A 22,883-nucleotide genomic window follows, 5' to 3' on the forward strand; every position below is an offset into this window, starting at 1 on the left:
ACACACTTACGTATTTTAACACTTTGTTTGCTACCTGTCAACCTTTTTCTAGTTTTTTTACTCTTTTACAACTTCAGCATCAACATCATGATATCTTTTCATACCAGTTCCTGCTGGAATTAATTGTCCAATAATCACATTCTCCTTCAATCCTAATAAGTTATCATTTTTCCCTTCTAAGGAAGCTTCAGTTAAAACTCTAGTTGTTTCCTGGAAAGAAGCAGCGGATAAAAAGCTATCCGTTGATAAAGAAGCTTTTGTAATTCCTAACAGCTCTGGTTTAGCAGTAGCAGGTTCTTTTCCATTAGCTATTGCTTCTTCGTTAATTTTTTCAAATTCAAAGATATCTACTAAATTACCAGGTAACAAATCAGTCTCACCAGACTCTTTAACTACAACCTTGCTTAACATTTGCCTGATAATAACTTCTATATGCTTATCATTAATTTCAACACCTTGAGAACGATAAACACTTTGCACTTCTCTTAATAGGTATTTTTGTACATCTCGTCTACCTCTAATTGTTAAAATATCTTCTGGATCTAATGGACCTTTGGTCAATTTATCACCAGCTGTAACATACTCTTTATCTTTAACCTTAATTTCAGAACCATAAGGTAGTTGGTAAGTCTTTTGTCTACCTTCTTCAGTCTTAATTACTGCTTTATAAGAGTTGCTTTTTTCAACTAAGTTTACTTGCCCATCTAACTCCGTTACAACTGCCTGTCCCTTTGGACTTCGAGCTTCAAATAACTCTTCAACTCTTGGTAGACCCTGCGTAATATCATCCCCAGCAACACCACCAGTATGGAATGTTCTCATTGTCAGCTGTGTTCCAGGCTCTCCAATAGATTGAGCAGCCATAATTCCAACTGCTTCTCCTACATTAACCAACTTACGATCAGCAAGATTACGACCATAACACTCTTGGCAAACTCCATGTTTCGTTCGACAAGTTAGAACTGTTTTGATTTCTACTGCTTCAATCCCTGCTCTTTCAATTTCAGCAATTGCTTCTTCATCAATCATTTCGCCTTCTGAAACTATAACTTGCTCTGTTTCAGGATCAATAATATCAACAGAAGCTATTCGACCTAAAACCCTTTCACTTAATGGTTCAATAATCTCTCCATCTTCTCTAATTGCCTCTAATAATAGGCCTTCATCTGTACCACAGTCTCTTTCTCTAACAATTACATCTTGAGAAACATCAACCAATCTTCTAGTTAGATAACCAGAATCTGCCGTTCTCAATGCCGTATCGGCCAATCCTTTTCTTGCTCCGTGAGTAGAAATAAAATACTCTAAAACTGTTAAGCCTTCTCTAAAGGAAGTTTTAATCGGCATATCAATAATTCGACCAGAAGGGTCAGCCATTAACCCACGCATTCCACCTAACTGAGTAATCTGTGATTTATTACCACGAGCACCTGAGGTAGCCATCATATAAATTGGATTGAATTCACCTAAATTATCAATCAAGGCTTCAGTAACTCTATCTTTAGCTTTACCCCAAATACTAATTACTCGTTGATATCTTTCTCTTTCAGTGATCAAACCACGACGATATTGTTGCTCAACTTTACTAACTTTTTCTTCAGATTCTTCTAAAATATCATATTTCTTATCCGGAATATCAACATCAGTTACACCTATTGTAATTCCAGATTTTGTTGCATATTTGAAAGTTAAGTTTTTAACGGCATCTAAAATATCAGCCGTCTGATTTGACCCTAACTTCTTATAACTTTCAGTAATCAAATCCCCCAGCTCACCTTTATCAAAGACCTTATTGTAAAATGGAAGTTTTTCAGGTAGTACATCATTAAAAATTACTCGACCTACACTAGTCTCTATCCATTCTCCATTATCCAGTCTATACTTGATTTCAGTCTGAAGTTCAACTTTATCATTCTCATAAGCTTTGATTACATCAGCTGCTGAACCAAAAAACTTACCTTCTCCTGTAGCACCTTCCTTGGTAATTGTTAAATAATAAGCACCTAGTACCATATCCTGAGAAGGAACAGCAATTGCTTCCCCATCCGCTGGAGATAACAAGTTATAAGTAGACAACATCAATAATCTAGCTTCTGCTTGAGCTTCAGCTGATAATGGAACATGAACTGCCATTTGATCACCATCAAAGTCAGCATTATAAGCTGGACAGACTAAAGGATGAATTTTAATTGCTTTCCCTTCTACTAAGATCGGCTCAAAAGCCTGAATACCTAATCTATGAAGCGTAGGAGCACGATTTAGCATTACAGGGTGTTCTTTAATTACTTCTTCTAAGATATCCCAAACTTCTTCATCTAATTTCTCAACCATACCTTTAGCACTTTTGATATTATGGGCCAATTCTTTATCAACCAATCTCTTCATTACAAAAGGTTTAAATAACTCCAACGCCATCTTCTTTGGTAAACCACATTGATCTAATCTTAAGTCCGGGCCAACAACAATTACAGAACGCCCAGAATAATCAACACGTTTTCCTAAAAGATTTTGACGGAAACGACCTTGCTTCCCTTTCAGCATATCACTTAAAGATTTTAATGGTCTATTTCCTGCACCAGTAACCGGTCTTCCTCGTCGACCATTATCAATCAAAGCATCTACAGCTTCTTGTAACATTCTCTTCTCATTACGGATAATAATATTTGGTGCACCAAGATCTAATAACCTCTTCAATCGATTATTACGATTGATAACCCTACGATAAAGATCATTTAAATCTGAAGTTGCAAATCTTCCTCCATCAAGTTGAACCATAGGTCTTAGTTCTGGAGGGATAACAGGAATAACATCTAAAATCATCCATTCTGGGTTATTACCAGATGTTCTCAACCCTTCTAGCACCTTTAATCTACGTACTATCCGCTTACGCCTTTGGCCAGATACTTCCTTAGCTTCTTGAGTTAATTTTTTAACCTCTTCATCTAAGTCCATTTCTCGCAAAATTTCTTTAATAGCTTCAGCACCCATACCTGCTTTAAATTCTTTACCATACTTCATTTTAGCTTCTCGATATTCATTTTCTGTTAGTAATTGCTTTTCACTTAGCGGTGTATCTCCAGGTTCAATTACAATATAAGAAACAAAATAAAGTACTTTTTCTAAAGAACGCGGTGACATATCCATAACCAACCCTAAACGACTAGGAATCCCTTTAAAGAACCAAATATGGGAAACTGGTGCTGCTAGTTCAATATGTCCCATTCTTTCTCTTCTTACTTTAGAACGTGTAACCTCAACACCACAGCGGTCACAGACAACCCCTTTATAACGAACTCGCTTATACTTCCCACAATGACACTCCCAATCTTTAGTTGGCCCAAAGATTTTTTCACAAAAAAGTCCTTCCTTCTCCGGTTTCAAAGTTCGATAATTAATCGTTTCTGGTTTCTTTACCTCACCACTAGACCAGGAACGAATTTTTTCCGGTGAAGCTAAACCTATTTTCATTGAATCAAAGTTATTGACATTAAACAAGGGCACACTCCCCCTTCTTTAGTTTAATTTTCAAGTTTAAACTAATAACTTTTTTTCTCAATTAGTCTTCATCATTTTGCTCATCTTCAGCATTAACTAAATCTAATCCTAACTTCTTAGTCGTTTCATTAATATCTTTTTCTTCAATTGATAACTCTTCTTCTTCAGCAGAATAGACTTTAGCATCCAATCCAATACTTTGCATCTCTTTAATTAGTACCTTAAATGACTCTGGAATACCAGGTTCAGGCACATTCTCACCTTTAACAATAGACTCATAGGCTTGCACACGACCTACAACATCATCTGATTTAACCGTTAGCATCTCTTGTAACGTATGAGCTGCTCCATAAGCTTCTAAGGCCCAAACCTCCATCTCTCCAAAACGCTGACCACCAAATTGTGCTTTACCACCCAGTGGCTGTTGAGTTACTAAGGAATAAGGACCAGTTGAACGACCATGCATCTTATCATGAGCTAAGTGGTGTAGTTTCAAAATATACATTACACCAACAGTTACTCTGTTTTCAAAGGCTTCTCCAGTTCGACCATCATATAGTTGAACCTTTCCATCACGATCTAATCCTGCTTCCTCTAAAATATCTTCTACTTCTTCTTCAGTTGCTCCATTAAAGACTGGGGTCGAAACATGAATACCTAAGGCTTTAGCGGCCATACCTAGATGCGTCTCTAGAACCTGACCAATATTCATTCGGGATGGTACTCCTAGTGGATTTAAAACAATATCTACTGGCTCACCACTTGGTAAATACGGCATATCCTCTTCAGGTAAAATTCTAGATATAACCCCTTTGTTACCATGACGTCCAGCTAATTTATCACCAACAGTAATTTTAAGCTTTTTAGCTACATAAACTCGAACTAACTTATTGACACCTGCTTTTAATTCATCCCCATCTTCTCGATCAAAGACCTTAACATCAACAACAATACCTTCTTCTCCATGTGGTACTTTCAAAGAAGTATCTCTAACCTCTCTTGCTTTCTCTCCAAAGATTGCTCGCAGTAATCTCTCTTCAGCAGATAATTCAGTCTCACCTTTAGGGGTTACCTTTCCAACTAAGATATCTCCTGGTTCAACTTCTGCTCCTGTTCTAATAATTCCACGCTCATCCAAATCCTTTAAAGCATCATCTCCAACATTTGGTATGCCTCGCGTAATCTCTTCAGGACCTAACTTAGTATCACGAGCTTCAGCTTCATACTCTTCAATATGGATCGAAGTCAAATCATCTTCTTTAACCATTTTTTCACTAATTAAAATAGCATCCTCATAATTATAACCTTCCCATGGCATAAAAGCAACAACACAGTTTTTACCCAATGCTAGTTCACCTTTATCAGTTGCAGGACCATCAGCAATAATTGTCCCTTCCTCAACTCGATCTCCTTTTCTAACAATAGGTCGTTGATTCATACAACTCCCCTGATTAGAACGAGCAAACTTCGTTAATTTATACTTATCAACTGTTCCTTGATCAGTTTTAATTAAGATCTTGTCTGCTGTCACCTTCATAGCTTCACCAGGATTCTTAGCTACTATTACAGCACCCGAATCTCTAGCTGCTTCATATTCAATCCCAGTTCCTACTCTCGGAGCATCAGTCTTTAACAGCGGAACTGCCTGTCGTTGCATATTTGCTCCCATCAAAGCACGGTTAGCATCATCATTCTCTAAAAATGGAACTAACGCTGCAGAAACACTTATAATCTGCTTTGGAGATACATCCATATAATCTACTTTCATCGGATCTACTTGTAAGTTTTCATCTTTATAACGAGCAAAAACTTTATCATTGACCAATCTATTATTCTCATCAAGAGGTTCATTGGCCTGAGTAACTACATAATTATCCTCTTCATCAGCTGTTAAATATTCAATCTCATCAGTTACAACTCCATCTTCTACCTTTCGATAAGGAGTTTGAATAAATCCAAATTCATTGGTCTTACCATAAATACACATTGAACCAATCAATCCAATGTTTGGACCCTCAGGTGTCTCGATCGGACAGATTCTACCATAGTGAGTATGATGAACATCTCTAACGTCAAAACCAGCACGTTCACGACTCAAACCACCTGGCCCTAAGGCACTCATTCTTCTTTTATGGGTCAATTCTGATAAAGGATTAGTTTGGTCCATGAATTGAGATAACTGACTACTTCCAAAAAACTCTTTGATTGCTGCTGCCACTGGTCGAGTATTAATTAAGTTTTGTGGTGTAATAACATCAATATCTTGAATAGTCATTCTCTCTTTAACTACACGTTCCATCCTTGCCAAACCTATTCTGAATTGATTCTGTAATAGTTCTCCCACTGTTTTAAGTCGACGATTGCCTAAATGATCAATATCATCTATCCAGGCAGATTCATCTCCATCTATTAACTTAAGCATATACTTGACTGTTCCCACAATATCTTCTTTAGCCAATGTTCTTTGGTCAGGATCAATATCCAGGTTTAACTTTTTATTCATCTTATATCGACCAACTCTAGCTAAATCATATCGTTTAGAATCAAAGAATAAGGAATTTATTAAATTCTCAGCACTTTCTACTGTAGGAGGCTCTCCTGGACGAATCTTTTTATATAGCTCAATTAATGCTTCCTCATACGTTTCAGTATTATCACGTTCAATTGTATTATGTATTATTTCATGCTCACCGAATAAATCAAGTAATTCGGCATCAGTTCCATATCCTAAAGCTCTAAATAAAACAGTTGATGGTATCTTTCGATTACGATCAACCCTCACTGCAATAATATCCTTCTTATCATATTCAAACTCAATCCAAGCTCCACGATTTGGAATTATACTTCCATTATATAGAGTACGCCCATCTTTAGTAACTTCTTGATCAAAATAAACACCAGAAGAACGAATTAACTGATTGACAATTACTCGCTCTGCACCATTGACAATAAATGTTCCTTCATCAGTCAATACTGGAAAATCAGCCATGAAAACATCTTGCTCCTTGATTTCACCAGTTTCCTGATTAATCAATCTGACCTTAACATTTAGTGGTGCTGAATAAGTTACATCACGATTTCTACTTTCATCTTTATCATACTTAGGCTCATCTAGATAATAATCAATAAACTCCAGTACTAAATTCTCAGAAAAATCTTGAATAGGGGAAATCTCATGAAACATTTCCAATAAACCATTTTCTAAAAACCAATTATATGAATCAACATGTGTTCTTAATAGGTATGGAATCTCCATCCCCTCGTCAACCTTAGCAAAACTACGTCTTTTTCTTCGTAACGAATTTTCTGGACTGCCCATAAATGAATAGTCACCCCCAAAGATTTTATCAGCCTTACCTTCCCATTATTTTCAATACATTCTAGAAAACATTAATTAGTATTTACTTTTTTATATAAACTATACAATATAATTGAAATCATGTAAAAATTATTTAGTTACCTGATAATATACCTGTAACAATAAATAATAGTAACACAAAGTGAAATCATTGTCAAGAACTAAGAAATAATTTGGTAAGGTAAAAAAGCACCCTGTTTAACTAAACAGAGTGCCTTTTTTGACTACTTATTTAAGTTTAAAAATTAAAGAAAATTACTTAAGCTCTACTTCAGCTCCAGCTTCTTCTAACTGCTCTTTAATTTCCTCTGCTTCTTCTTTCTCTAAACCTTCCTGCACTGGATTTGGAGCGTCATCAACCAATGCTTTAGCATCTTTTAATCCTAAGTCTGTAACTTCTCTAACAGCTTTAATTACTTTAATTTTGCTACTACCAGCAGAAGTTAATACAACATCAAATTCAGTCTGCTCTTCAGCTCCACCAGCAGCTCCACCAGCTCCAGGAGCAGCCATTGCTACAGGAGCAGCTGCACTAACATCAAATTTCTCCTCTAATTCTTCAACCAATTCCGCTAATTCCAAAACTGTCATATTTTCAATTGCTTCTAAAATTTCTTCTTTAGTCATTGTTAACATCCTCCTTGGATTTTATTCTTATTTTTCTTCTTTAATTTGATTAAGTACCTGTACTAATTCCTTTAATGGATGGTTCAGGCAACGCACCAATCCAGTGATCGGCGCTTTCATACCACGAGCAACTTGTCCTAATAGAACTTCTCGCGGTGGAATATCAGCTAATGCTGTTACTCCATCAACATCAATAATATCTCCTTCAACAATCCCAGACTTAATTTCTAAATCCTCATGATCATCTGCAAATTCAGATAATACTTTAGCTGGTGCAACTGGATCTTCAACAGAAAAAGCAATCGCTGTTGGCCCAGTTAAAAAGTCTTTAATCTCTTCATGACCTGCTTCTTTAGCAGCTAAAAAAGCTAATGTATTCTTAACAACTTTATAATCAACACCAGCTTCCCTTAATTTATCACGTAACTCTGTAACTTCTGCAACATCTAAACCACGATAATCTGTCAAAATAGCTGATTTAGATTCTTTAAATTTCTTGGTAAGCTCTTCAACAACCAACTCTTTCTCTTTTCGCTGGCCCATCTTCTTTGGCTACACCTCCTCATCAAATACAACTAAAAAAGAGCCTCCGTAGTATAGCTGGAGACCCAAGACTTATTATCAAATAAATCATCTTTAAGTACTAGATATAGATAAACAACTTAATCTATATTTCTACTCCAGCCTCGGCAGGCTCTAAAATTTAAACCTAATTTAATAGGCACCTACTGTCTACGGCCTCAATTATATTCATTTTTAATCCACAAATAAGATTATAACATATTGATTAAAAAGAGTCAATATCTTTAATCAAATAATTTAATGACCTCTTGTGGATCTATCTTAATCCCTGGCCCCATTGTGGAAGAAACGGCAACATTAAGTAAATACTTACCTTTAGCTCCACTAGGTCTAGATCTGATCAAAAGATTCATCACTGTCTCAAAGTTATCATATAACTCATCAACAGTAAAATCGTCTTTACCAATTGGCAAATGGATATTACCACCATCATCAGCTCTATATTCTATCTTTCCAGCTTTAACATCTTTTACAGCTTTCTCTAAATCAAATGTAACAGTACCAACTTTTGGATTAGGCATTAATCCTTGTGGCCCTAAAATTGGCCCTAGCTTACCAACTACACTCATCATATCTGGAGTTGCTATTGCTACATCAAAATCTAACCAACCTTCTTCTATCTTTTCAACTAATTCATCACTACCAACAAAATCTGCACCAGCTTCTTCAGCTTCTTTAACCTTCTCACCTTGAGCAAAAACAACTACTGTAACATCTTGTCCAGTTCCTTGTGGTAAAGTAACTGCACCCCTAAGTTGCTGATCATTCTTCTTAGGATCAATTCCTAAGTTAACAGCTAATTCAATCGTTTCAGAGAAGTTAGCTGTAGCAGTTTCTTTGGCTAACTCTAAAGCTTCCTTAATTTCGTATTCTCGATCGCGATCTACTTTATCTAATAATTCATTATATCTGTTAGACATTTTCAAACCTCCCTTGTGGTATTAGCGGAAATTTCCTCCCACTTTTTTGAGTAACTCTATTTATTATTTAACTTCAATTCCCATACTTCTTGCAGTTCCTTCAATCATACTCATTGCTGACTCTAAACTAGCAGCATTCAAATCCTCCATCTTCAACTCTGCAATCTCTTTAACATCTTCTTTGCTAACAGTAGCAACCTTATTAATATTAGGCTCTCCAGATGCAGTATCGATACCTGCTGCCTTCTTTAATAAGTTAGCAGCTGGAGGAGTTTTAGTAATAAAATCAAAAGAACGATCTGCATAAACAGTAATTTCAACTGGAATAAGATTTCCAGCTTGATCAGCAGTTTTCGCATTAAAAGCTTTACAAAATTCCATAATATTAACTCCATGTTGACCTAATGCTGGACCAACCGGTGGAGCTGGATTAGCTTTACCCGCAGGAATCTGTAAGCTAATTTTACCAACAACCTTTTTAGCCATCTTCTACACCCCCTTATACCTTCTCTATTTGATCGAATTCCAATTCAACTGGAGTCTCACGACCAAACATAGAGACTAATACAATTAATTTATTCTTTTCATAATCTATCTCTTGAACTTCTCCTACAAAATCTTCAAATGGTCCTTCTATAACCCGTACACTCTGGCCTTCTTCTACTCCAATATCAGTTGCCGTCTTTTCGGCATCCATATCTTCAAGCACATGGGCCATTTCGGTGTCCTTTACTGGAATTGGATTTGTTCCAGCACTAGCAAAACCAATTACTCCTGGAGTATTACGGACGACATACCAAGAATCATCATCCATAATCATCTCAATTAATACATAACCAGGAAAAATTTTATCTTTAATAACCTTCTTCTTATCATTTTTAACTTTAACCTTATCTTGAGTCGGGATTAAGATTTGAAAAATATTATCTTCCATTCCCGTTGTTTTAATTCGTTGTTTCAAATTCGCTTTGACCTTGTCTTCATGGCCCGAATAGGTATGTATTGCATACCATTCTTTTTTATTACTCATAATAAAGGAACCCTACAAATTAAGTAGGATTCACACCTCCCCTAATTAAATATAATCGGCCTAATCAGACTAGAAAAGAGCAAATCAACCCCACCAATAAAAATAGAAATAAGTATAACAGTAGCGATTACCACCATTGTATAAGAAACCAGTTCTTGCTTACTAGGCCAATTCACCTTCCTCAATTCAGCCTTGACTTCTCGCAAAAACTTTTTTAATTTTTCTGTAGCACTTTTTTTAGCCATTTATTCCACACCCTCATTGGTCCCTTTATTTATAATTGGCAGGCCCGGAGGGACTTGAACCCCCAACCCTCGGATTTGGAGTCCGATGCTCTAGCCAATTGAGCCACGAGCCTATATCATTAAACTTACCTAGTTTCCTTATGAACAGTATGTTTTTGACAGAATTTACAATACTTTTTCAACTCTAATCTTTCTCGCTGATTATTTTTATTTTTAGTTGTTGAATAGTTACGTTGTTTACACTCTGTACAAGCTAAAGTAATTATTTCTCTCATCACTGCCACCTCCTCAACCAAAGCAGATCATTTTTCGACACCTTACACACAATATCATACTTTTAACATAAAGTCAATAAGATAACCTGTAAAATAATAAATTCCAGCACAGAAGCATAAGTAGGAAAGGGCACCCTTTCCTACTTAGATAGATAATACTTAATTAATAAATTAAGAGTCATTATATGTAATAATATATCCAATATAAGGATAATTATTCAATGATCTCAGTAACAACTCCAGCACCAACAGTCTTTCCACCTTCTCTAATTGCAAATCGAACTCCTTCATCCATCGCAATTGGAGAAATTAATTTTCCTACCATCTCAATATTATCTCCTGGCATTACCATATCTACACCTTCTGGTAAGTCAATTGTTCCTGTTACATCTGTAGTTCTGAAGTAAAATTGTGGCTTATATCCATCAAAGAATGGAGTATGTCTTCCTCCCTCATCCTTACTTAAAACATAAACCTCTGCTTTAAATTGAGTATGTGGAGTAATACTTCCTGGCTCTGCTAATACCTGCCCACGCTCAATATCTTCTCTATTTACACCTCTTAATAATGCTCCAATGTTATCTCCTGCTTGTGCTTCATCCATCATCTTTCTAAACATCTCAATTCCTGTTACTACTGTAGTTTCTGTTTCTTTAATTCCTACTATCTCTACTTCATCATTTACTTCTACAATTCCGCTTTCTACACGACCTGTGGCTACTGTTCCACGCCCTGTAATACTGAATACATCCTCTACTGGCATTAAGAACTCTTTGTCTGTATCTCTTTCTGGAGTTGGAATATAATCATCAATTGCATCCATTAGCTCCATAATGTTATCTGACCATTCTCCAGTTGGCTCTTCTAATGCTTTTAATGCAGAACCTACTACTATTGGAGCTTCATCTCCATCAAAATCATACTCATTAAGTAATTCTCTTACTTCCATCTCTACTAATTCGATTAACTCTTCATCATCTACCATATCTGCTTTATTTAAGAATACTACAATCTTTGGTACTCCTACCTGACGGGCCAACAATAAATGCTCTCTTGTTTGAGGCATTGGACCATCTGCTGCTGATACAATTAAAACTGCACCATCCATCTGTGCTGCCCCTGTAATCATATTCTTAACATAGTCAGCATGTCCTGGACAATCAACGTGAGCATAATGCCTATTTGCTGTTTCATACTCTACGTGAGATGTTGCTATTGTAATTCCTCTTTCCTTTTCTTCTGGTGCATTATCAATATCCTCAAAATTTGATGAACCTTCGTCACCTTTTGCTAATACCTTTGTAATAGCAGCTGTTGTTGTTGTCTTCCCATGGTCTACATGACCAATTGTACCAATGTTAACATGAGGTTTCGTTCTTTCAAACTTTTCTTTTGCCATTTTTATTCTCCCCCTTAATAATCCATTTCTTAATTATATAAATTAAAGGTGATACAATATCACCCATTTTATATGTAACTTATTATTTTTTGGAGCCCACAACCGGATTTGAACCGGTGACCTCATCCTTACCATGGATGCGCTCTACCAACTGAGCTATGTGGGCTGGAGCGGGAAACCGGACTCGAACCGGCGACACCCAGCTTGGAAGGCTGGTGCTCTAGCCAACTGAGCTACTCCCGCATTTAAATCAATCTCTAAGCCTATTGAAGTGTTAATTCTGCTATCTCCATCATTATATTAAATAATGGAGACAACACTAATATTATATTATCTTTATTTCAAGAGTTCAAGATTTAAATTTAAGTTATAAACATAATTAATAGGTGTTTAAGTTAGTTAAGTCAGTTGAGTTCTATTTTTCTTTGAATTAAGCTATATATCTTCTTTTTCTAAAAAATCTTCTAGTTTTTTCTTGATTCTTTGTAATGCATTATCGACCGATTTAACATGTCTATCTAAAGCTTTAGCAATCTCCTGATAACTCTTCCCTTTTAAATATTCAATCAAAACACTTAGCTCTAACTCACTCAGTAATCTTTTTATATTAGTCTCTAATATTTGATAAGTTTCATTAGTAATAAACAATCGTTCAGGATTGGATAATTTACTCCCTTTTAAAACATCCAATAATGTTCGATTCGATTCTTCGCTATAAAGAGGCTTATCAAGAGAAATATAAGAATTTAATGGTTGATGCTTTTGCCTTGTAGCAGTCTTAATTGCAGTTATAATCTGTCTAGTAATACATAACTCAGCAAAAGCAGGAAAAGAGGCTAATCGCTCTGTTTTATAGTCCCTAATAGCTTTATAAAGACCAATCATCCCTTCTTGAATTATATCTTGTCTGTCACCACCAATTAAAAAGTATGATCTCGACTTTGCTTTAACAAAGTTCTTATACTTATTCATTAAATACTCTAATGCTAAGGCATTACCATCCTGGGCACATTCGACTATTTCATCATCTGTCATATTCTCATAGCTGTCAGATCCACTATATTGTAGGTTTCCTTTCACCCATAATCGCCTCCACCCTTTGCTTTCAAGATTACATTTATTATTATAACTTATGTAATCTTTCTTAGTCAAGCAAGAGTGGCTGTAACTTTTTCCTAACTCTAATTATCTGGATTATGCTTAATAATTTGCTCTAGTGCTAAATAAATATCTGAAGAAATAAGTTCTTCTCTTATTATTTGATTTCTTTCTTTAACAATTCTTTTAGTAACAACTCTATACCCTTCTCTTCCCTCTTGAACTATCTTCTTTTCATCAGATTCCAAACTTTCATCTGATTTTTTGATTAGTTTTGGTTCTAAAGTTTCAAGTTCGACAGTCTCTAATTTAATTGACTTACCATGGTCACGCCCTAATAAACTTACAGTTAACTGATCTGCAAAGACTCTAGCAACTATCATCATTGGATAATCACTACTATTTTTAAATTTTAAATCAATTTGATTGTAATAGATAGTAGCACTTCTTCCTAAAGGTAAGTAGCTAACTGGACGAGAATGGCTAGTTCTGTCTACCATCTCTAGACCTGCTAATAAAACTGCATTATATAAGGTAGAAGATACTTGAGAAATTCCCCCGCCTACTCCATCTACAAACTCCCCTTCAATAATCTCAGGCGCTTTTTTATATCCTCTCTCTTTTGTTCTAGGGCCAACAACCTGATTAAAAGAGAAGATTTCACCTGGTTTGATTACAGTTCCATCTATCTTTTCGGCAGCTAACTTTATATTAGTAGTACGATTGCTATTTTCTTGGTCAAAATAAGTAGTCTTAGTAGAGACTACATCAGTTGCATCATATTCTGCTAACTTTCTCAACCCAGTTGCAAAGCTAGCATCACTTAAGGCTGGATTAGCTACAATAAACAGAAAAAGCATACTAAAAATCATTATTTTATAATTAAACCTCTTTAAATGCAACATTTTAGTTACCTACTTTTTGTTGACGCTGGGCTTCATAGAGCAAAATTCCTGCAGCGACTGAAGCATTTAAGGAATCTACCTGCCCTTCCATCGGCAACCTGACTAAAAAATCGCACTTCTCTTTAACTAATCTCCTTAAACCACTACCTTCACTACCTATTACTAATCCTAATGAACCAGTTAAATCAGCTTGATAATGAAACTGCTCCCCTGCTATATCTGCACCAGCAATCCAAAAACCCTCTTCTTTCAATCGTTCTATAGTTCTAGATAAATTTGTTACTTGAGCTACAGGTAGATACTCTACTGCTCCTGCAGAAGCCTTAGCTACCACTGGTGAAAAACCAACCGATCTTCTGCTAGGGATAATTACCCCTTGAGCTCCTGCAGCATTAGCGGATCGTAGGATTGCTCCAAAATTATGAGGATCCTTCAATTCATCTAATAAAACCAACAAAGGGTTATCACTCTCTTCCTTAGCGTGGCTGATTAGTTGCTCTAACTTCCAATAACTTAACGCTTCAGCAAAAGCAATTACACCTTGATGAGCATGAGAATCAGCCAAATTGGTTAGATCATGTTTACTAACTTGCTCTATATGAACACCTGCCTGTCTAGCTAATTGTTCGATTTGCTCAATTGATCTTCCTTGAGCAGTCTTTAAAATCATAATCTTTTCTATTCTTCTTCCCGCTTTCAATGCTTCAATTACTGGATTTCTACCTTCAATTTTTGCCATTAATATCACCCTCTTTTATTTTAGCTAATCGTCCACAACTCATCTGAGCTTCCTTACACCTTCTTTCAGTCTCACACAACGGGCCAGCCTTAGCAAAGATAAGAGGTGCTACCTCTCGTACCTGCTTGAGCATCAGCCTAGCTAAATCTCTAATCTCCCTTTGAGCCCGCTCACAACATCTTAATTCAAAAAAGTGCAATAAACTTCTAGCATTCATGGTAACTACTACCTTTGTTTCCGCTGCATTAGGTAATACATATCTTGCTGCTTCTATAGCCTCTTTTTCAGCATACCCTTCTTCTACCAATTTATTCGTTAATTGGTCATATAGCTGATGTTGCTGCTTCATATTTTCCTTAAATAATTGAGTTGCCTCTTCATTTTCTAAGATCTTAGCCGGAATAATATAATTAAACTGCTCCTTTTCTCTTACGTAACGCTGGGATTGCTGAGAGTAACTGGCAATTCTATGCCTAACCAACTGATGGCTCGTGACCCTAGAGATTCCTTCAATAGCAAAAGTAAACTTGATATGTTCAAGCGTAGATAAATGCCCATTATCTAAAATAATCTGCAACAAATCTTCAGCCTCTTGTTCAGTCATCTCTTCTACTAATTTATCAGCTCCAACTGGCGAATAACATAACCTTGCTGCTGCAGCAGCTGTCCTTTCGGGGTTAGTAGTATGATTGATTAATTTCACATTTGCTTCCATCAAAATCCTCCTCTATAAGATCTCCTTAATTAGTTTAAATAGTTCTAGTAATCTATCTTCTTCTCCTTTTAAGTATAAATACCCAAGCAAAGCTTCAAATGCAGTACTATATTGATAATCAGCCGGATCAGCACTACTCGGTACATTGGTCTTAGCATTTCTTCCACGACGAACAATAACTAACTCCTCTTCAGTTAAATATTCTCTCAACTGCTCAAGTAGCTCAGCTTGAGCAGTTGCATTTACATATTCAATAGCCTGTCGATGTAACTTCTTCGGCTTAGCTGCATTTCGCTCTAATAATAGATTTCTAATAAACAATTCAAAGAGACTATCACCTATATAAGCCATAGTCGCCGGTGGTAATAAATTAGGTCGTGCTGGAAAATCAATCATCTCTTTTAACAACGCTCTTACCTCCTAACTCAATTTCCACTGTGAACCTTGAGGCGTATCCTTAACTTCTACTCCTAACTCACTGAGTCGATCTCGAATTTGATCTGCTAGTTGATATTCTTGCTTCTCTCTAGCTTCTTCTCTGACATCCAATAATAACTCAACTAATGAATCTACTAACTGTTCATCCTTACCTGCTTCTGCAGTTAATTCAATCCCTAAAACATCTTCTCCTAATTCTTTAAATAATTGCTCAATCTCAACTAATACTTCCTTAACTGACTGAGTTAATTCAAAATCTTCACTATTAACAAACCGATTGACCTCTTTAGCCAGCTCATATAATGCACCAATTGCTAAAGCAGTATTAAAGTCATCATCCATCGCTGCCATAAACTTCTCTTTCTTCTCCGTGGCTAACTCTTTTAATTCAGTTCCATCTAATTGACCAGCTACTGCTTCTTGCTCTACTAGATAATTGATCTTCTCTATAGCATTTTCTAATCTAGCTAACCCAGTAGCTGTATTCTCTAGTTCCTGATCACTAAAATTAATTGGACTACGATAATGCTTAGCAATCAAAAATAATCTTACTACTTTAGCTGGATATTTACTCAATATTTCTCGTGTTGTAAAGAAATTACCTAGTGACTTAGACATCTTCTCTCCATCGATATTAATATAACCATTATGGAGCCAATAATTAACTACTTGCTGACCACAACAAGCTTCGCTTTGAGCAATTTCATTTTCATGATGAGGAAATACCAAATCAACCCCACCAGTATGAATATCAAATCGATCACCAAGATACTTCCTTGACATTACTGAACACTCAAGATGCCAGCCTGGTCTACCTGCTCCCCACGGACTATCCCACCTAGGCTCTTCTGATGCTCTTTTCCATAAGGTAAAGTCTAATGGATTTTCTTTTTTATTGCTAACATCTACCCTTGCTCCTGCTTCTAAGTCTTCTACTTTCTGTTTCGATAGTTTACCATAATCATCAAACTTCTCAATTCTAAAGTAGACATCTCCTTCACTTTGATACGCATAGTCTTTTGTAAGCAGATCTTTAATCAACTCTATCATTTCTGAAATATGCTCTGTAGCTTGAGGATAAAAATCAGCTTTCTTAAGATTTAATGCTTGAGCATCCTCAAAAAAAGCAGTAATAAATCTATCAGCTAACTGCTGAATATTAATACCTTCTTCATCAGCACGCTTGATCATCTTATCATCAACATCAGTAAAATTGAGTACATGTGTCACCTGATAACCCTTATATTCTAAATAACGCTTAATAATATCTGGCACAACAAAAGCTCGAGCATTACCAATATGAAAATAATCATAGACTGTTGGCCCGCAAGAATAAATCTTAACCTTTCCTTCTTCTATAGTTTCAAACTCTTCCTTACTTCCTGTTAAAGTATTATAAACTCTTAACGTCACCTCTTCCACTCCTTCCTTTATTATTATTCTGCTCTTCTAATCTCTTTATTCTCCTACTTATACATTCTAACATCTCTTGCACTGGATCAGGTAAATCAGCATGGTCTAGATCAATACAATCTTCTCCTTGTTGAATCTTCTCACCATTTCTAACTACAACCTTGCCCGGAATTCCAACCACCGTACAATTATCAGGTACTGGTTTTAATACAACTGCTCCTGCTCCTACTTTTACATTATTACCAATCTCAATCGATCCTAAGATCTTAGCTCCTGCACTGACCATCACATTATCCCCTAAGGTGGGGTGTCTTTTTCCAGTCTCTTTTCCCGTTCCCCCTAAGGTAACCCCTTGATAAATAGTAACATTATCACCAATTTCTGTAGTCTCTCCAATTACAACCCCCATCCCATGATCAATAAATAAACCTGATCCTATCTGGGCTCCGGGATGAATTTCAACCCCAGTTAAGAAACGACCAAATTGAGATATTAACCTAGGAATTGTTCTTAAACCTAAATTATACAATGGATGAGCAATTCTATGAAATATAATTGCATGTAAGCCAGAATAGGTTAATAAAACTTCAAGTAAATTACTAGCTGCTGGATCACGTTCAAATATAACTTTGATATCATTTTTAATCTCCTCAAACACCTTCACACCTCCCGCTACTTAATCCAAATCTCTCCTCCAAAAATATACAATTATAAATCTTTACAAGCAATCAATGAAGTTAATCGTACCCTATCCTATTCATTATAAATTATAAGTTACACTAATATCAATTGAAAAAGCCTTCCATCTCTTGATTCAGAGACGAAAGGCCGCGGTTCCACTCTGTTTAGCTACTTAAACTCCCTTTACAATCAATTAACGCTGATTAGACGAAATAACCTACTTATTATCCTTCAGTTATTTAGCTTAAGGGGGCATTCAACTAATCTTTTTAAAGATATTTTCAGCCTCTGATATCTTCTCTCTATCAAAAAAGAATCTTAGTTTACTAATCCCTATCATTGCTGTTAATCTCTATTCTTTAAATCAATCCTAAAGCTTTATCTAAACGATTAATTACTTCTTCTTCACCTAAAATTGCAATAATATTATAAAGTTCAGGGCCTGAACCTTGACCAGTTAAAGCAAACCTTAACGGATGATAAAATAATCTTCCTCCTACAGGTAACTCATTCATTGCTTCTTTTAGCATCCCTTTTACTGCCTGAGGAGTTAATGATTCTAAAGCAGTCACTTTCTCTTTCAATGTTTCTAATACTAAATCTACCTGGTCTTCTCTAAAAGTTTCAACCACTTGATCATAATCCTCATACTCAACCTCACCAAAGAATAGGTCAACATGTTCAGTAATTTCTGCTATATAATCTATAGAACCCCGTACAGTATCAATCACCAATTCAATCCACTCACTAGATTTATCTTCTAGGTCATATCCAGCTTCTTCTAAATAAGGAATCGCTAGCTCAACTATTCGCTTCAAATCAGCATTTCTAATATACATTCCATTCATCCAATTTAATTTTTCCACATCAAAGACAGCTGGACTCTTAGTTACCCCCGCTAGAGAAAACTGCTCAATAATTTCTTCTTCAGTAAATAATTCTTCTTCACCATCAGGAGACCAACCTAATAAAGCTAAAAAGTTAATCAATGCCTCTGGTAAATAACCCTTCTCTCGATACTGACTAACATAAACATAAGCTTCTCCACTACGCTTACTTAGCTTTGATTTATCTGATCCTAAGATCATTGATAAATGAGCAAATTGCGGTGCTTCCCATTCTAACGCATCATATAATAGTTGCTGCTTTGGAGTATTAGATAAGTGATCTTCACCTCTAATTACATGGCTAATTTCCATTAAATGATCATCAACCACAACTGCAAAATTATAAGTTGGTATTCCATCAGATTTAACAATTACAAAATCATCAATTACTTCACTACTGAAGGAAACATCCCCTTTTACTGCATCATCAATGACAATCTCTTCTTCTTGCTGAGGAACTTTAAATCTAACTACTGATTCTCGACCTTCATCTTCTAGCTCTTCTCTTTCTGCTACAGTTAAATTTCTACACTTTCCATTATATCTAGGTGCTTCATCATTTTTGCGCTGCTTTTCTCTCATCTCTTCTAATTCTTCCGGTGTACAATAACAACGATAAGCAAGATCATGCTCTAGTAATTGCTCGATATATTCTTGGTATAAATCTAATCTTTCCATCTGCCGATATGGGCCATAATCTCCTCCAACTTGAACTCCTTCATCCCAGTTTAGACCTAACCAATTCATCTCTTGTTGAATTACTTCTTCAAATTCACTAGTAGATCGTTCTTGGTCAGTATCTTCAACCCTTAAAATAAATGTACCATTATTTTTTTTAGCAAATAAATAATTAAATAAAGCTGTTCTAATATTTCCAATATGTATCTGCCCCGTAGGACTTGGAGCAAACCTTACTCTAATATCACTCATTTTCTTCCCCTTCCTCTACAACAATTTTAACCTGAATTTATTTTGAAATTATTTTATATTACACTCATCCCGACTGCTAACTGCTCTGGACCATCAACTAAAGCATGTCCAAATTTACCAAAAACAGCTACTGCTACTCTTCCTCTACCTCTAACAATAGAGACTTTAAAACCTCCACCCAAACCTGGATTAACCAAATTAAGTTGGGTATAAGCATCTTTAACTGCATTAGATACAGCCATCTTTTCTTTGAAATTCTCTTTAATAACTCCACGAGCAATAGCAGCTACAGTCATACTCTCTCGTAACTTAATCGGTAAATTTTCAGCGTTGGCCCCTGTTTGAGTAATTGCTACTTTATAATTATATCCCCTAATCTTATCTAACCAGTAATTTTCATATTCTCTACTCCGGGTCATAGCTAAGTAAATAGCTGAACTCTCCGGTGATAATTTAGCTTTACCCTCTTCTTGTTTCACATAACCAGACACAATATCTTCTGCAGTAACAATTCCTACTAATTGTTCTTCTTTATTTAAGACAGGTACCCCGCCGATACCATTATCAGATAATATCCGTGCTACTTCTTGCACAGTATCATCTTCAAAGACAGAAATCACTTCATGAGTCATTAATTCTTTAATTGAAATATTTAAATCATTTTGTTGAACTAGATCTCCATCTGTTATAATACCAATTACTTTTTCATCCTCAACAACAACTAACCTACCAATACTATTGACATTCATTAATCTTTGAGCTTCTTCCATTGTAATTTCGGGATCAATTGCAATCACATCTTGACTCATTAATTCTTTAACTAACATGAATACAACCTACCTTTCATTTATACTCACTATTGCTTGAGCAGCAATTCCCTCTCCTTGGCCTATAAACCCTAATCTTTCAGTTGTTGTCGCCTTAAGATTAACCTGTTCAACTTCTACTTGTAACCTTTGAGCTATCTTGTTCTTCATCTCTGGAAGATAAGGTGCCAACTTAGGCTGCTGAGCAATAATGACAGTATCTAAATTATTGACTTCAAATCCTGCTTCTAAAACTGAATCCATTACTTGATCTAATAATAACAGACTAGAAATACCACGGTATTGGGGGTCATCATCAGGAAAGTGAGAACCAATATCTCCTGCTCCAATCGCTCCTAATAATGCATCTTTAATCGCATGCAATAATACATCTGCATCAGAGTGACCAACTAAACCTAAAGAATGATCGATTTCAACTCCACCTAAGATCAACTCTTCTCCCTCTGCTAACCGATGAACATCATAACCTAATCCTACCTTCATCTTTGTCTCCTAGCTAAGATCTTTTCAGCAAATTCTAAATCTTCAGGAGTAGTGACCTTTAAATTTTGATAAGACCCTTCAATTACTTTGACAGGTCTATTTAAACGCTCTACTAAACTAGCACTATCAGTACCGAAATAACCTTCTTCACTTGCTTTAGTATAAGCTTTTAAAATCAAATCTTTTTTAAAAGCTTGTGGAGTTTGAATAGCAACCAATCTAGATCGATCTGGAGTATTAATTACCAGTTGTTCATGATTAATCACTTTGATTGTGTCTTTAACTGCTACTCCTGTTATTACTGCCTGATGACTTTTAGCTTCTTTAATTATATTGCGAATCATTCTTTTTGTCAATAATGGTCTGGCTCCATCATGAATCAATACTAACTCACTTTTTGCAGTAACTTTTTGTAATCCGTTATAAACAGATTCTTGGCGTGTTTTACCCCCATATACTAATTGATCTACTTTCAATTGATAATCTTCTATTATTTCGTGGCAGTAATCCTGCTCTTCTTCTTTAACCACCAAAATAATCTCATCAACCTCTTCAATATTAAATTTATCGACCGTATGAGCAATGATTGGTCGATCATCTAATAATAAAAATTGTTTGTTTTTAGCTGTTCTCATCCGTTTTCCTTGGCCCGCTGCAGGAATTATTACACTTACTTTCATCATTTCTCCCCCATTTACAATACTTGTTCTTCAGCCAGCTTAGGTTTAGCAAAGATCATTCTTCCCGCTGCAGTCTGTAATACACTAGTCACTAATATATCTATCTTTTCTCCAATGTGTTCCTTAGCATCATCGACTACAATCATTGTACCATCATCTAAATAACCTACACCTTGCCCTGGCTCTTTTCCATCTTTAATAATCTTGACTTCCATCTCTTCACCAGGTAATACTACAGGCTTAACAGCATTAGCTAATTCATTTATATTCAGAACTGATACACCTTGTACCTCAGCTACCTTATTTAAATTATAGTCATTAGTAATAATCTTGCCTTCTAATAACTTAGCTAACTTAACTAACTTACTATCCACCTCATCAATTTCATTAAAGTCATGATCATAAATTTCAACAGGAATCTCTAATTCTTTCTGAATCATCTTTAAGATATCTAATCCCCTTCTACCTCGATTCCTTTTCAATAAATCAGACGAATCAGCAATATGTTGAAGTTCCTCTAGAACAAATTCTGGAATTATTAGTACTCCTTCTAAAAATGAAGTCTGGCATAAATCAGCTATTCTACCATCAATAATTGCACTAGTATCTAAAATTTTATAAGTAGCTTGTAATTTATTATCTTCCTGCCCATGATCTTGCTCAATATCTTTTTTATCATCACTTTCATCACTGTTACCTCTAAATTTAAAGTTTGATTTAGCTATAATACCAAATAATTCATCCCTCTTCTTAATTGCTAGATTCCATCCTAAATAAGCAAGACTTAAATTAATAGCAAGTTGTAATACAAATCCAAAACTAGGTATAGCAGAAATAGAAAAAGCTCTAATTATTAATATTCCTAATAATAACCCAAGAATTAAACCTATTATGCCAGATACTATATCCTTGATCGGAATTGTCTCTAGCCTACTTTCAAAGCTCAAGACACCCTGTACAAACTTATTAATTATTATAGGTAATAATATAAATCCTATTAGTCCACCAATTATTAATCCATAAAATCCATTATTAGTAATAATACTTTGTAAATCAAAACTAAATTCTTCTGCTAAACCTAAAAAAAGAATAGCTTGATATCCTAAAGCTGCCCCTACTACAACCAAAAACCCTCTCCATAACTTATTTAACATCT

The 22,883-nt window shown here is 35.5% G+C and carries 22 protein-coding genes, 3 tRNA genes and 2 other annotated features; all 25 genes read right to left on the minus strand.

Annotated elements, in window-relative coordinates:
- Positions 1 to 57: 57 nt before the first annotated feature.
- The gene (rpoC, locus tag MWH28_RS02390; RefSeq protein ID WP_248617666.1) at positions 58 to 3,495 is read right to left on the minus strand and encodes a DNA-directed RNA polymerase subunit beta'; all 3,438 of its coding nucleotides are present in this window, start codon (positions 3,493 to 3,495) and stop codon (positions 58 to 60) included.
- Between the two features lie 61 nt (positions 3,496 to 3,556).
- Positions 3,557 to 6,814, minus strand: a complete 3,258-nt coding sequence (rpoB, locus tag MWH28_RS02395; protein ID WP_248617667.1) for a DNA-directed RNA polymerase subunit beta — start codon at positions 6,812 to 6,814, stop codon at positions 3,557 to 3,559.
- Between the two features lie 294 nt (positions 6,815 to 7,108).
- Positions 7,109 to 7,480, minus strand: coding sequence for a 50S ribosomal protein L7/L12 (rplL, locus tag MWH28_RS02400; RefSeq protein ID WP_248617668.1), 372 nt, complete (start codon positions 7,478 to 7,480; stop codon positions 7,109 to 7,111).
- A 27-nt stretch (positions 7,481 to 7,507) separates the two neighbouring features.
- The gene (gene rplJ, locus MWH28_RS02405) at positions 7,508 to 8,023 is read right to left on the minus strand and encodes a 50S ribosomal protein L10 (RefSeq protein WP_248617669.1); all 516 of its coding nucleotides are present in this window, start codon (positions 8,021 to 8,023) and stop codon (positions 7,508 to 7,510) included.
- Positions 8,024 to 8,048: 25 nt separating this feature from the next.
- Positions 8,049 to 8,236 (minus strand) — a sequence feature (ribosomal protein L10 leader region).
- A gap of 50 nt (positions 8,237 to 8,286) precedes the next feature.
- The gene (gene rplA, locus MWH28_RS02410) at positions 8,287 to 8,982 is read right to left on the minus strand and encodes a 50S ribosomal protein L1 (RefSeq protein ID WP_248617670.1); all 696 of its coding nucleotides are present in this window, start codon (positions 8,980 to 8,982) and stop codon (positions 8,287 to 8,289) included.
- 63 nt (positions 8,983 to 9,045) lie between these two features.
- Entirely contained in the window at positions 9,046 to 9,468 is a 423-nt protein-coding gene (gene rplK / locus MWH28_RS02415) for a 50S ribosomal protein L11 (RefSeq protein WP_248617671.1), read from the minus strand.
- Positions 9,469 to 9,481: 13 nt separating this feature from the next.
- Positions 9,482 to 10,012, minus strand: coding sequence for a transcription termination/antitermination protein NusG (gene nusG, locus MWH28_RS02420; protein WP_282580096.1), 531 nt, complete (start codon positions 10,010 to 10,012; stop codon positions 9,482 to 9,484).
- Between the two features lie 41 nt (positions 10,013 to 10,053).
- Positions 10,054 to 10,257, minus strand: a complete 204-nt coding sequence (gene secE, locus MWH28_RS02425) for a preprotein translocase subunit SecE (RefSeq protein ID WP_248617672.1) — start codon at positions 10,255 to 10,257, stop codon at positions 10,054 to 10,056.
- Positions 10,258 to 10,293: 36 nt separating this feature from the next.
- Positions 10,294 to 10,370: transfer RNA gene (locus MWH28_RS02430), tRNA-Trp, on the minus strand.
- A gap of 12 nt (positions 10,371 to 10,382) precedes the next feature.
- Positions 10,383 to 10,532 carry a 50S ribosomal protein L33 gene (gene rpmG / locus MWH28_RS02435; protein WP_248617673.1) on the minus strand — a complete coding sequence of 50 codons (150 nt, stop codon included), beginning with the start codon at positions 10,530 to 10,532 and terminating at the stop codon, positions 10,383 to 10,385.
- Positions 10,533 to 10,746: 214 nt separating this feature from the next.
- Complete coding sequence (gene tuf / locus MWH28_RS02440) at positions 10,747 to 11,931, minus strand: elongation factor Tu (RefSeq protein ID WP_248617674.1); 1,185 nt, start codon at positions 11,929 to 11,931, stop codon at positions 10,747 to 10,749.
- Between the two features lie 90 nt (positions 11,932 to 12,021).
- Positions 12,022 to 12,097 (minus strand) — tRNA-Thr (locus MWH28_RS02445).
- Positions 12,098 to 12,174, minus strand: a tRNA-Gly gene (locus MWH28_RS02450).
- Positions 12,175 to 12,366: 192 nt separating this feature from the next.
- Positions 12,367 to 13,011 (minus strand): RNA polymerase sporulation sigma factor SigH, encoded by a 645-nt coding sequence (sigH, locus tag MWH28_RS02455; RefSeq protein ID WP_345894741.1) that lies wholly within the window; start codon positions 13,009 to 13,011, stop codon positions 12,367 to 12,369.
- Between the two features lie 101 nt (positions 13,012 to 13,112).
- Complete coding sequence (locus MWH28_RS02460; protein ID WP_248617675.1) at positions 13,113 to 13,934, minus strand: VanW family protein; 822 nt, start codon at positions 13,932 to 13,934, stop codon at positions 13,113 to 13,115.
- Between the two features lies 1 nt (position 13,935).
- Positions 13,936 to 14,673, minus strand: coding sequence for a 23S rRNA (guanosine(2251)-2'-O)-methyltransferase RlmB (gene rlmB, locus MWH28_RS02465; RefSeq protein ID WP_248617676.1), 738 nt, complete (start codon positions 14,671 to 14,673; stop codon positions 13,936 to 13,938).
- On the minus strand, positions 14,660 to 15,388 hold the full coding sequence (gene thyX, locus MWH28_RS02470) for an FAD-dependent thymidylate synthase (RefSeq protein WP_248617677.1): 729 nt from the start codon (positions 15,386 to 15,388) through the stop codon (positions 14,660 to 14,662). The genes rlmB and thyX overlap by 14 nt, the downstream gene beginning before the upstream one ends.
- A gap of 12 nt (positions 15,389 to 15,400) precedes the next feature.
- Positions 15,401 to 15,796 (minus strand): Mini-ribonuclease 3, encoded by a 396-nt coding sequence (locus tag MWH28_RS02475; protein ID WP_248617678.1) that lies wholly within the window; start codon positions 15,794 to 15,796, stop codon positions 15,401 to 15,403.
- 12 nt (positions 15,797 to 15,808) lie between these two features.
- Entirely contained in the window at positions 15,809 to 17,239 is a 1,431-nt protein-coding gene (gene cysS, locus MWH28_RS02480; protein WP_248617679.1) for a cysteine--tRNA ligase, read from the minus strand.
- Positions 17,220 to 17,897: a serine O-acetyltransferase gene (gene cysE / locus MWH28_RS02485; RefSeq protein WP_248617680.1), complete on the minus strand. Its 678-nt coding sequence runs from the start codon at positions 17,895 to 17,897 to the stop codon at positions 17,220 to 17,222. The genes cysS and cysE overlap by 20 nt, the downstream gene beginning before the upstream one ends.
- A gap of 155 nt (positions 17,898 to 18,052) precedes the next feature.
- Positions 18,053 to 18,269, minus strand: a binding site (T-box leader).
- Between the two features lie 10 nt (positions 18,270 to 18,279).
- Complete coding sequence (gene gltX, locus MWH28_RS02490; protein WP_248617681.1) at positions 18,280 to 19,737, minus strand: glutamate--tRNA ligase; 1,458 nt, start codon at positions 19,735 to 19,737, stop codon at positions 18,280 to 18,282.
- A 53-nt stretch (positions 19,738 to 19,790) separates the two neighbouring features.
- Positions 19,791 to 20,564: a HutP family protein gene (locus MWH28_RS02495; protein WP_248617682.1), complete on the minus strand. Its 774-nt coding sequence runs from the start codon at positions 20,562 to 20,564 to the stop codon at positions 19,791 to 19,793.
- Between the two features lie 9 nt (positions 20,565 to 20,573).
- Positions 20,574 to 21,047, minus strand: coding sequence for a 2-C-methyl-D-erythritol 2,4-cyclodiphosphate synthase (ispF, locus tag MWH28_RS02500; protein ID WP_248617683.1), 474 nt, complete (start codon positions 21,045 to 21,047; stop codon positions 20,574 to 20,576).
- Positions 21,044 to 21,727 carry a 2-C-methyl-D-erythritol 4-phosphate cytidylyltransferase gene (ispD, locus tag MWH28_RS02505; RefSeq protein WP_248617684.1) on the minus strand — a complete coding sequence of 228 codons (684 nt, stop codon included), beginning with the start codon at positions 21,725 to 21,727 and terminating at the stop codon, positions 21,044 to 21,046. The genes ispF and ispD overlap by 4 nt, the downstream gene beginning before the upstream one ends.
- A gap of 14 nt (positions 21,728 to 21,741) precedes the next feature.
- A complete protein-coding gene (locus tag MWH28_RS02510) occupies positions 21,742 to 22,881 on the minus strand; it encodes a PIN/TRAM domain-containing protein (RefSeq protein WP_248617685.1) in 1,140 nt (379 codons plus the stop codon).
- Between the last annotated feature and the right edge of the window lie 2 nt (positions 22,882 to 22,883).

This window comes from Natroniella sulfidigena, from assembly GCF_023223645.1.
Classification (GTDB): Bacteria; Bacillota; Halanaerobiia; order Halobacteroidales; family Halobacteroidaceae; genus Natroniella; species Natroniella sulfidigena.

Bases quoted from the DNA above. Each gene is read 5' to 3' on its own strand.
- rplL (WP_248617668.1), bottom strand. From the start codon at position 7,480: ATGACTAAAGAAGAAATTTTAGAAGCAATTGAAAATATGACAGTTTTG.
- nusG (WP_282580096.1), bottom strand. From the start codon at position 10,012: ATGAGTAATAAAAAAGAATGGTATGCAATACATACCTATTCGGGCCAT.
- ispF (WP_248617683.1), bottom strand. From the start codon at position 21,047: ATGAAGGTAGGATTAGGTTATGATGTTCATCGGTTAGCAGAGGGAGAA.
- rpoB (WP_248617667.1), bottom strand. From the start codon at position 6,814: ATGGGCAGTCCAGAAAATTCGTTACGAAGAAAAAGACGTAGTTTTGCT.
- secE (WP_248617672.1), bottom strand. From the start codon at position 10,257: ATGGCTAAAAAAAGTGCTACAGAAAAATTAAAAAAGTTTTTGCGAGAA.
- rpmG (WP_248617673.1), bottom strand. From the start codon at position 10,532: ATGAGAGAAATAATTACTTTAGCTTGTACAGAGTGTAAACAACGTAAC.
- rplJ (WP_248617669.1), bottom strand. From the start codon at position 8,023: ATGGGCCAGCGAAAAGAGAAAGAGTTGGTTGTTGAAGAGCTTACCAAG.
- rplK (WP_248617671.1), bottom strand. From the start codon at position 9,468: ATGGCTAAAAAGGTTGTTGGTAAAATTAGCTTACAGATTCCTGCGGGT.
- MWH28_RS02495 (WP_248617682.1), bottom strand. From the start codon at position 20,564: ATGTTAGTTAAAGAATTAATGAGTCAAGATGTGATTGCAATTGATCCC.
- MWH28_RS02510 (WP_248617685.1), bottom strand. From the start codon at position 22,881: ATGTTAAATAAGTTATGGAGAGGGTTTTTGGTTGTAGTAGGGGCAGCT.
- rplA (WP_248617670.1), bottom strand. From the start codon at position 8,982: ATGTCTAACAGATATAATGAATTATTAGATAAAGTAGATCGCGATCGA.
- MWH28_RS02460 (WP_248617675.1), bottom strand. From the start codon at position 13,934: ATGTTGCATTTAAAGAGGTTTAATTATAAAATAATGATTTTTAGTATG.
- rlmB (WP_248617676.1), bottom strand. From the start codon at position 14,673: ATGGCAAAAATTGAAGGTAGAAATCCAGTAATTGAAGCATTGAAAGCG.
- ispD (WP_248617684.1), bottom strand. From the start codon at position 21,727: ATGAAAGTAAGTGTAATAATTCCTGCAGCGGGCCAAGGAAAACGGATG.
- thyX (WP_248617677.1), bottom strand. From the start codon at position 15,388: ATGGAAGCAAATGTGAAATTAATCAATCATACTACTAACCCCGAAAGG.
- gltX (WP_248617681.1), bottom strand. From the start codon at position 19,737: ATGAGTGATATTAGAGTAAGGTTTGCTCCAAGTCCTACGGGGCAGATA.
- tuf (WP_248617674.1), bottom strand. From the start codon at position 11,931: ATGGCAAAAGAAAAGTTTGAAAGAACGAAACCTCATGTTAACATTGGT.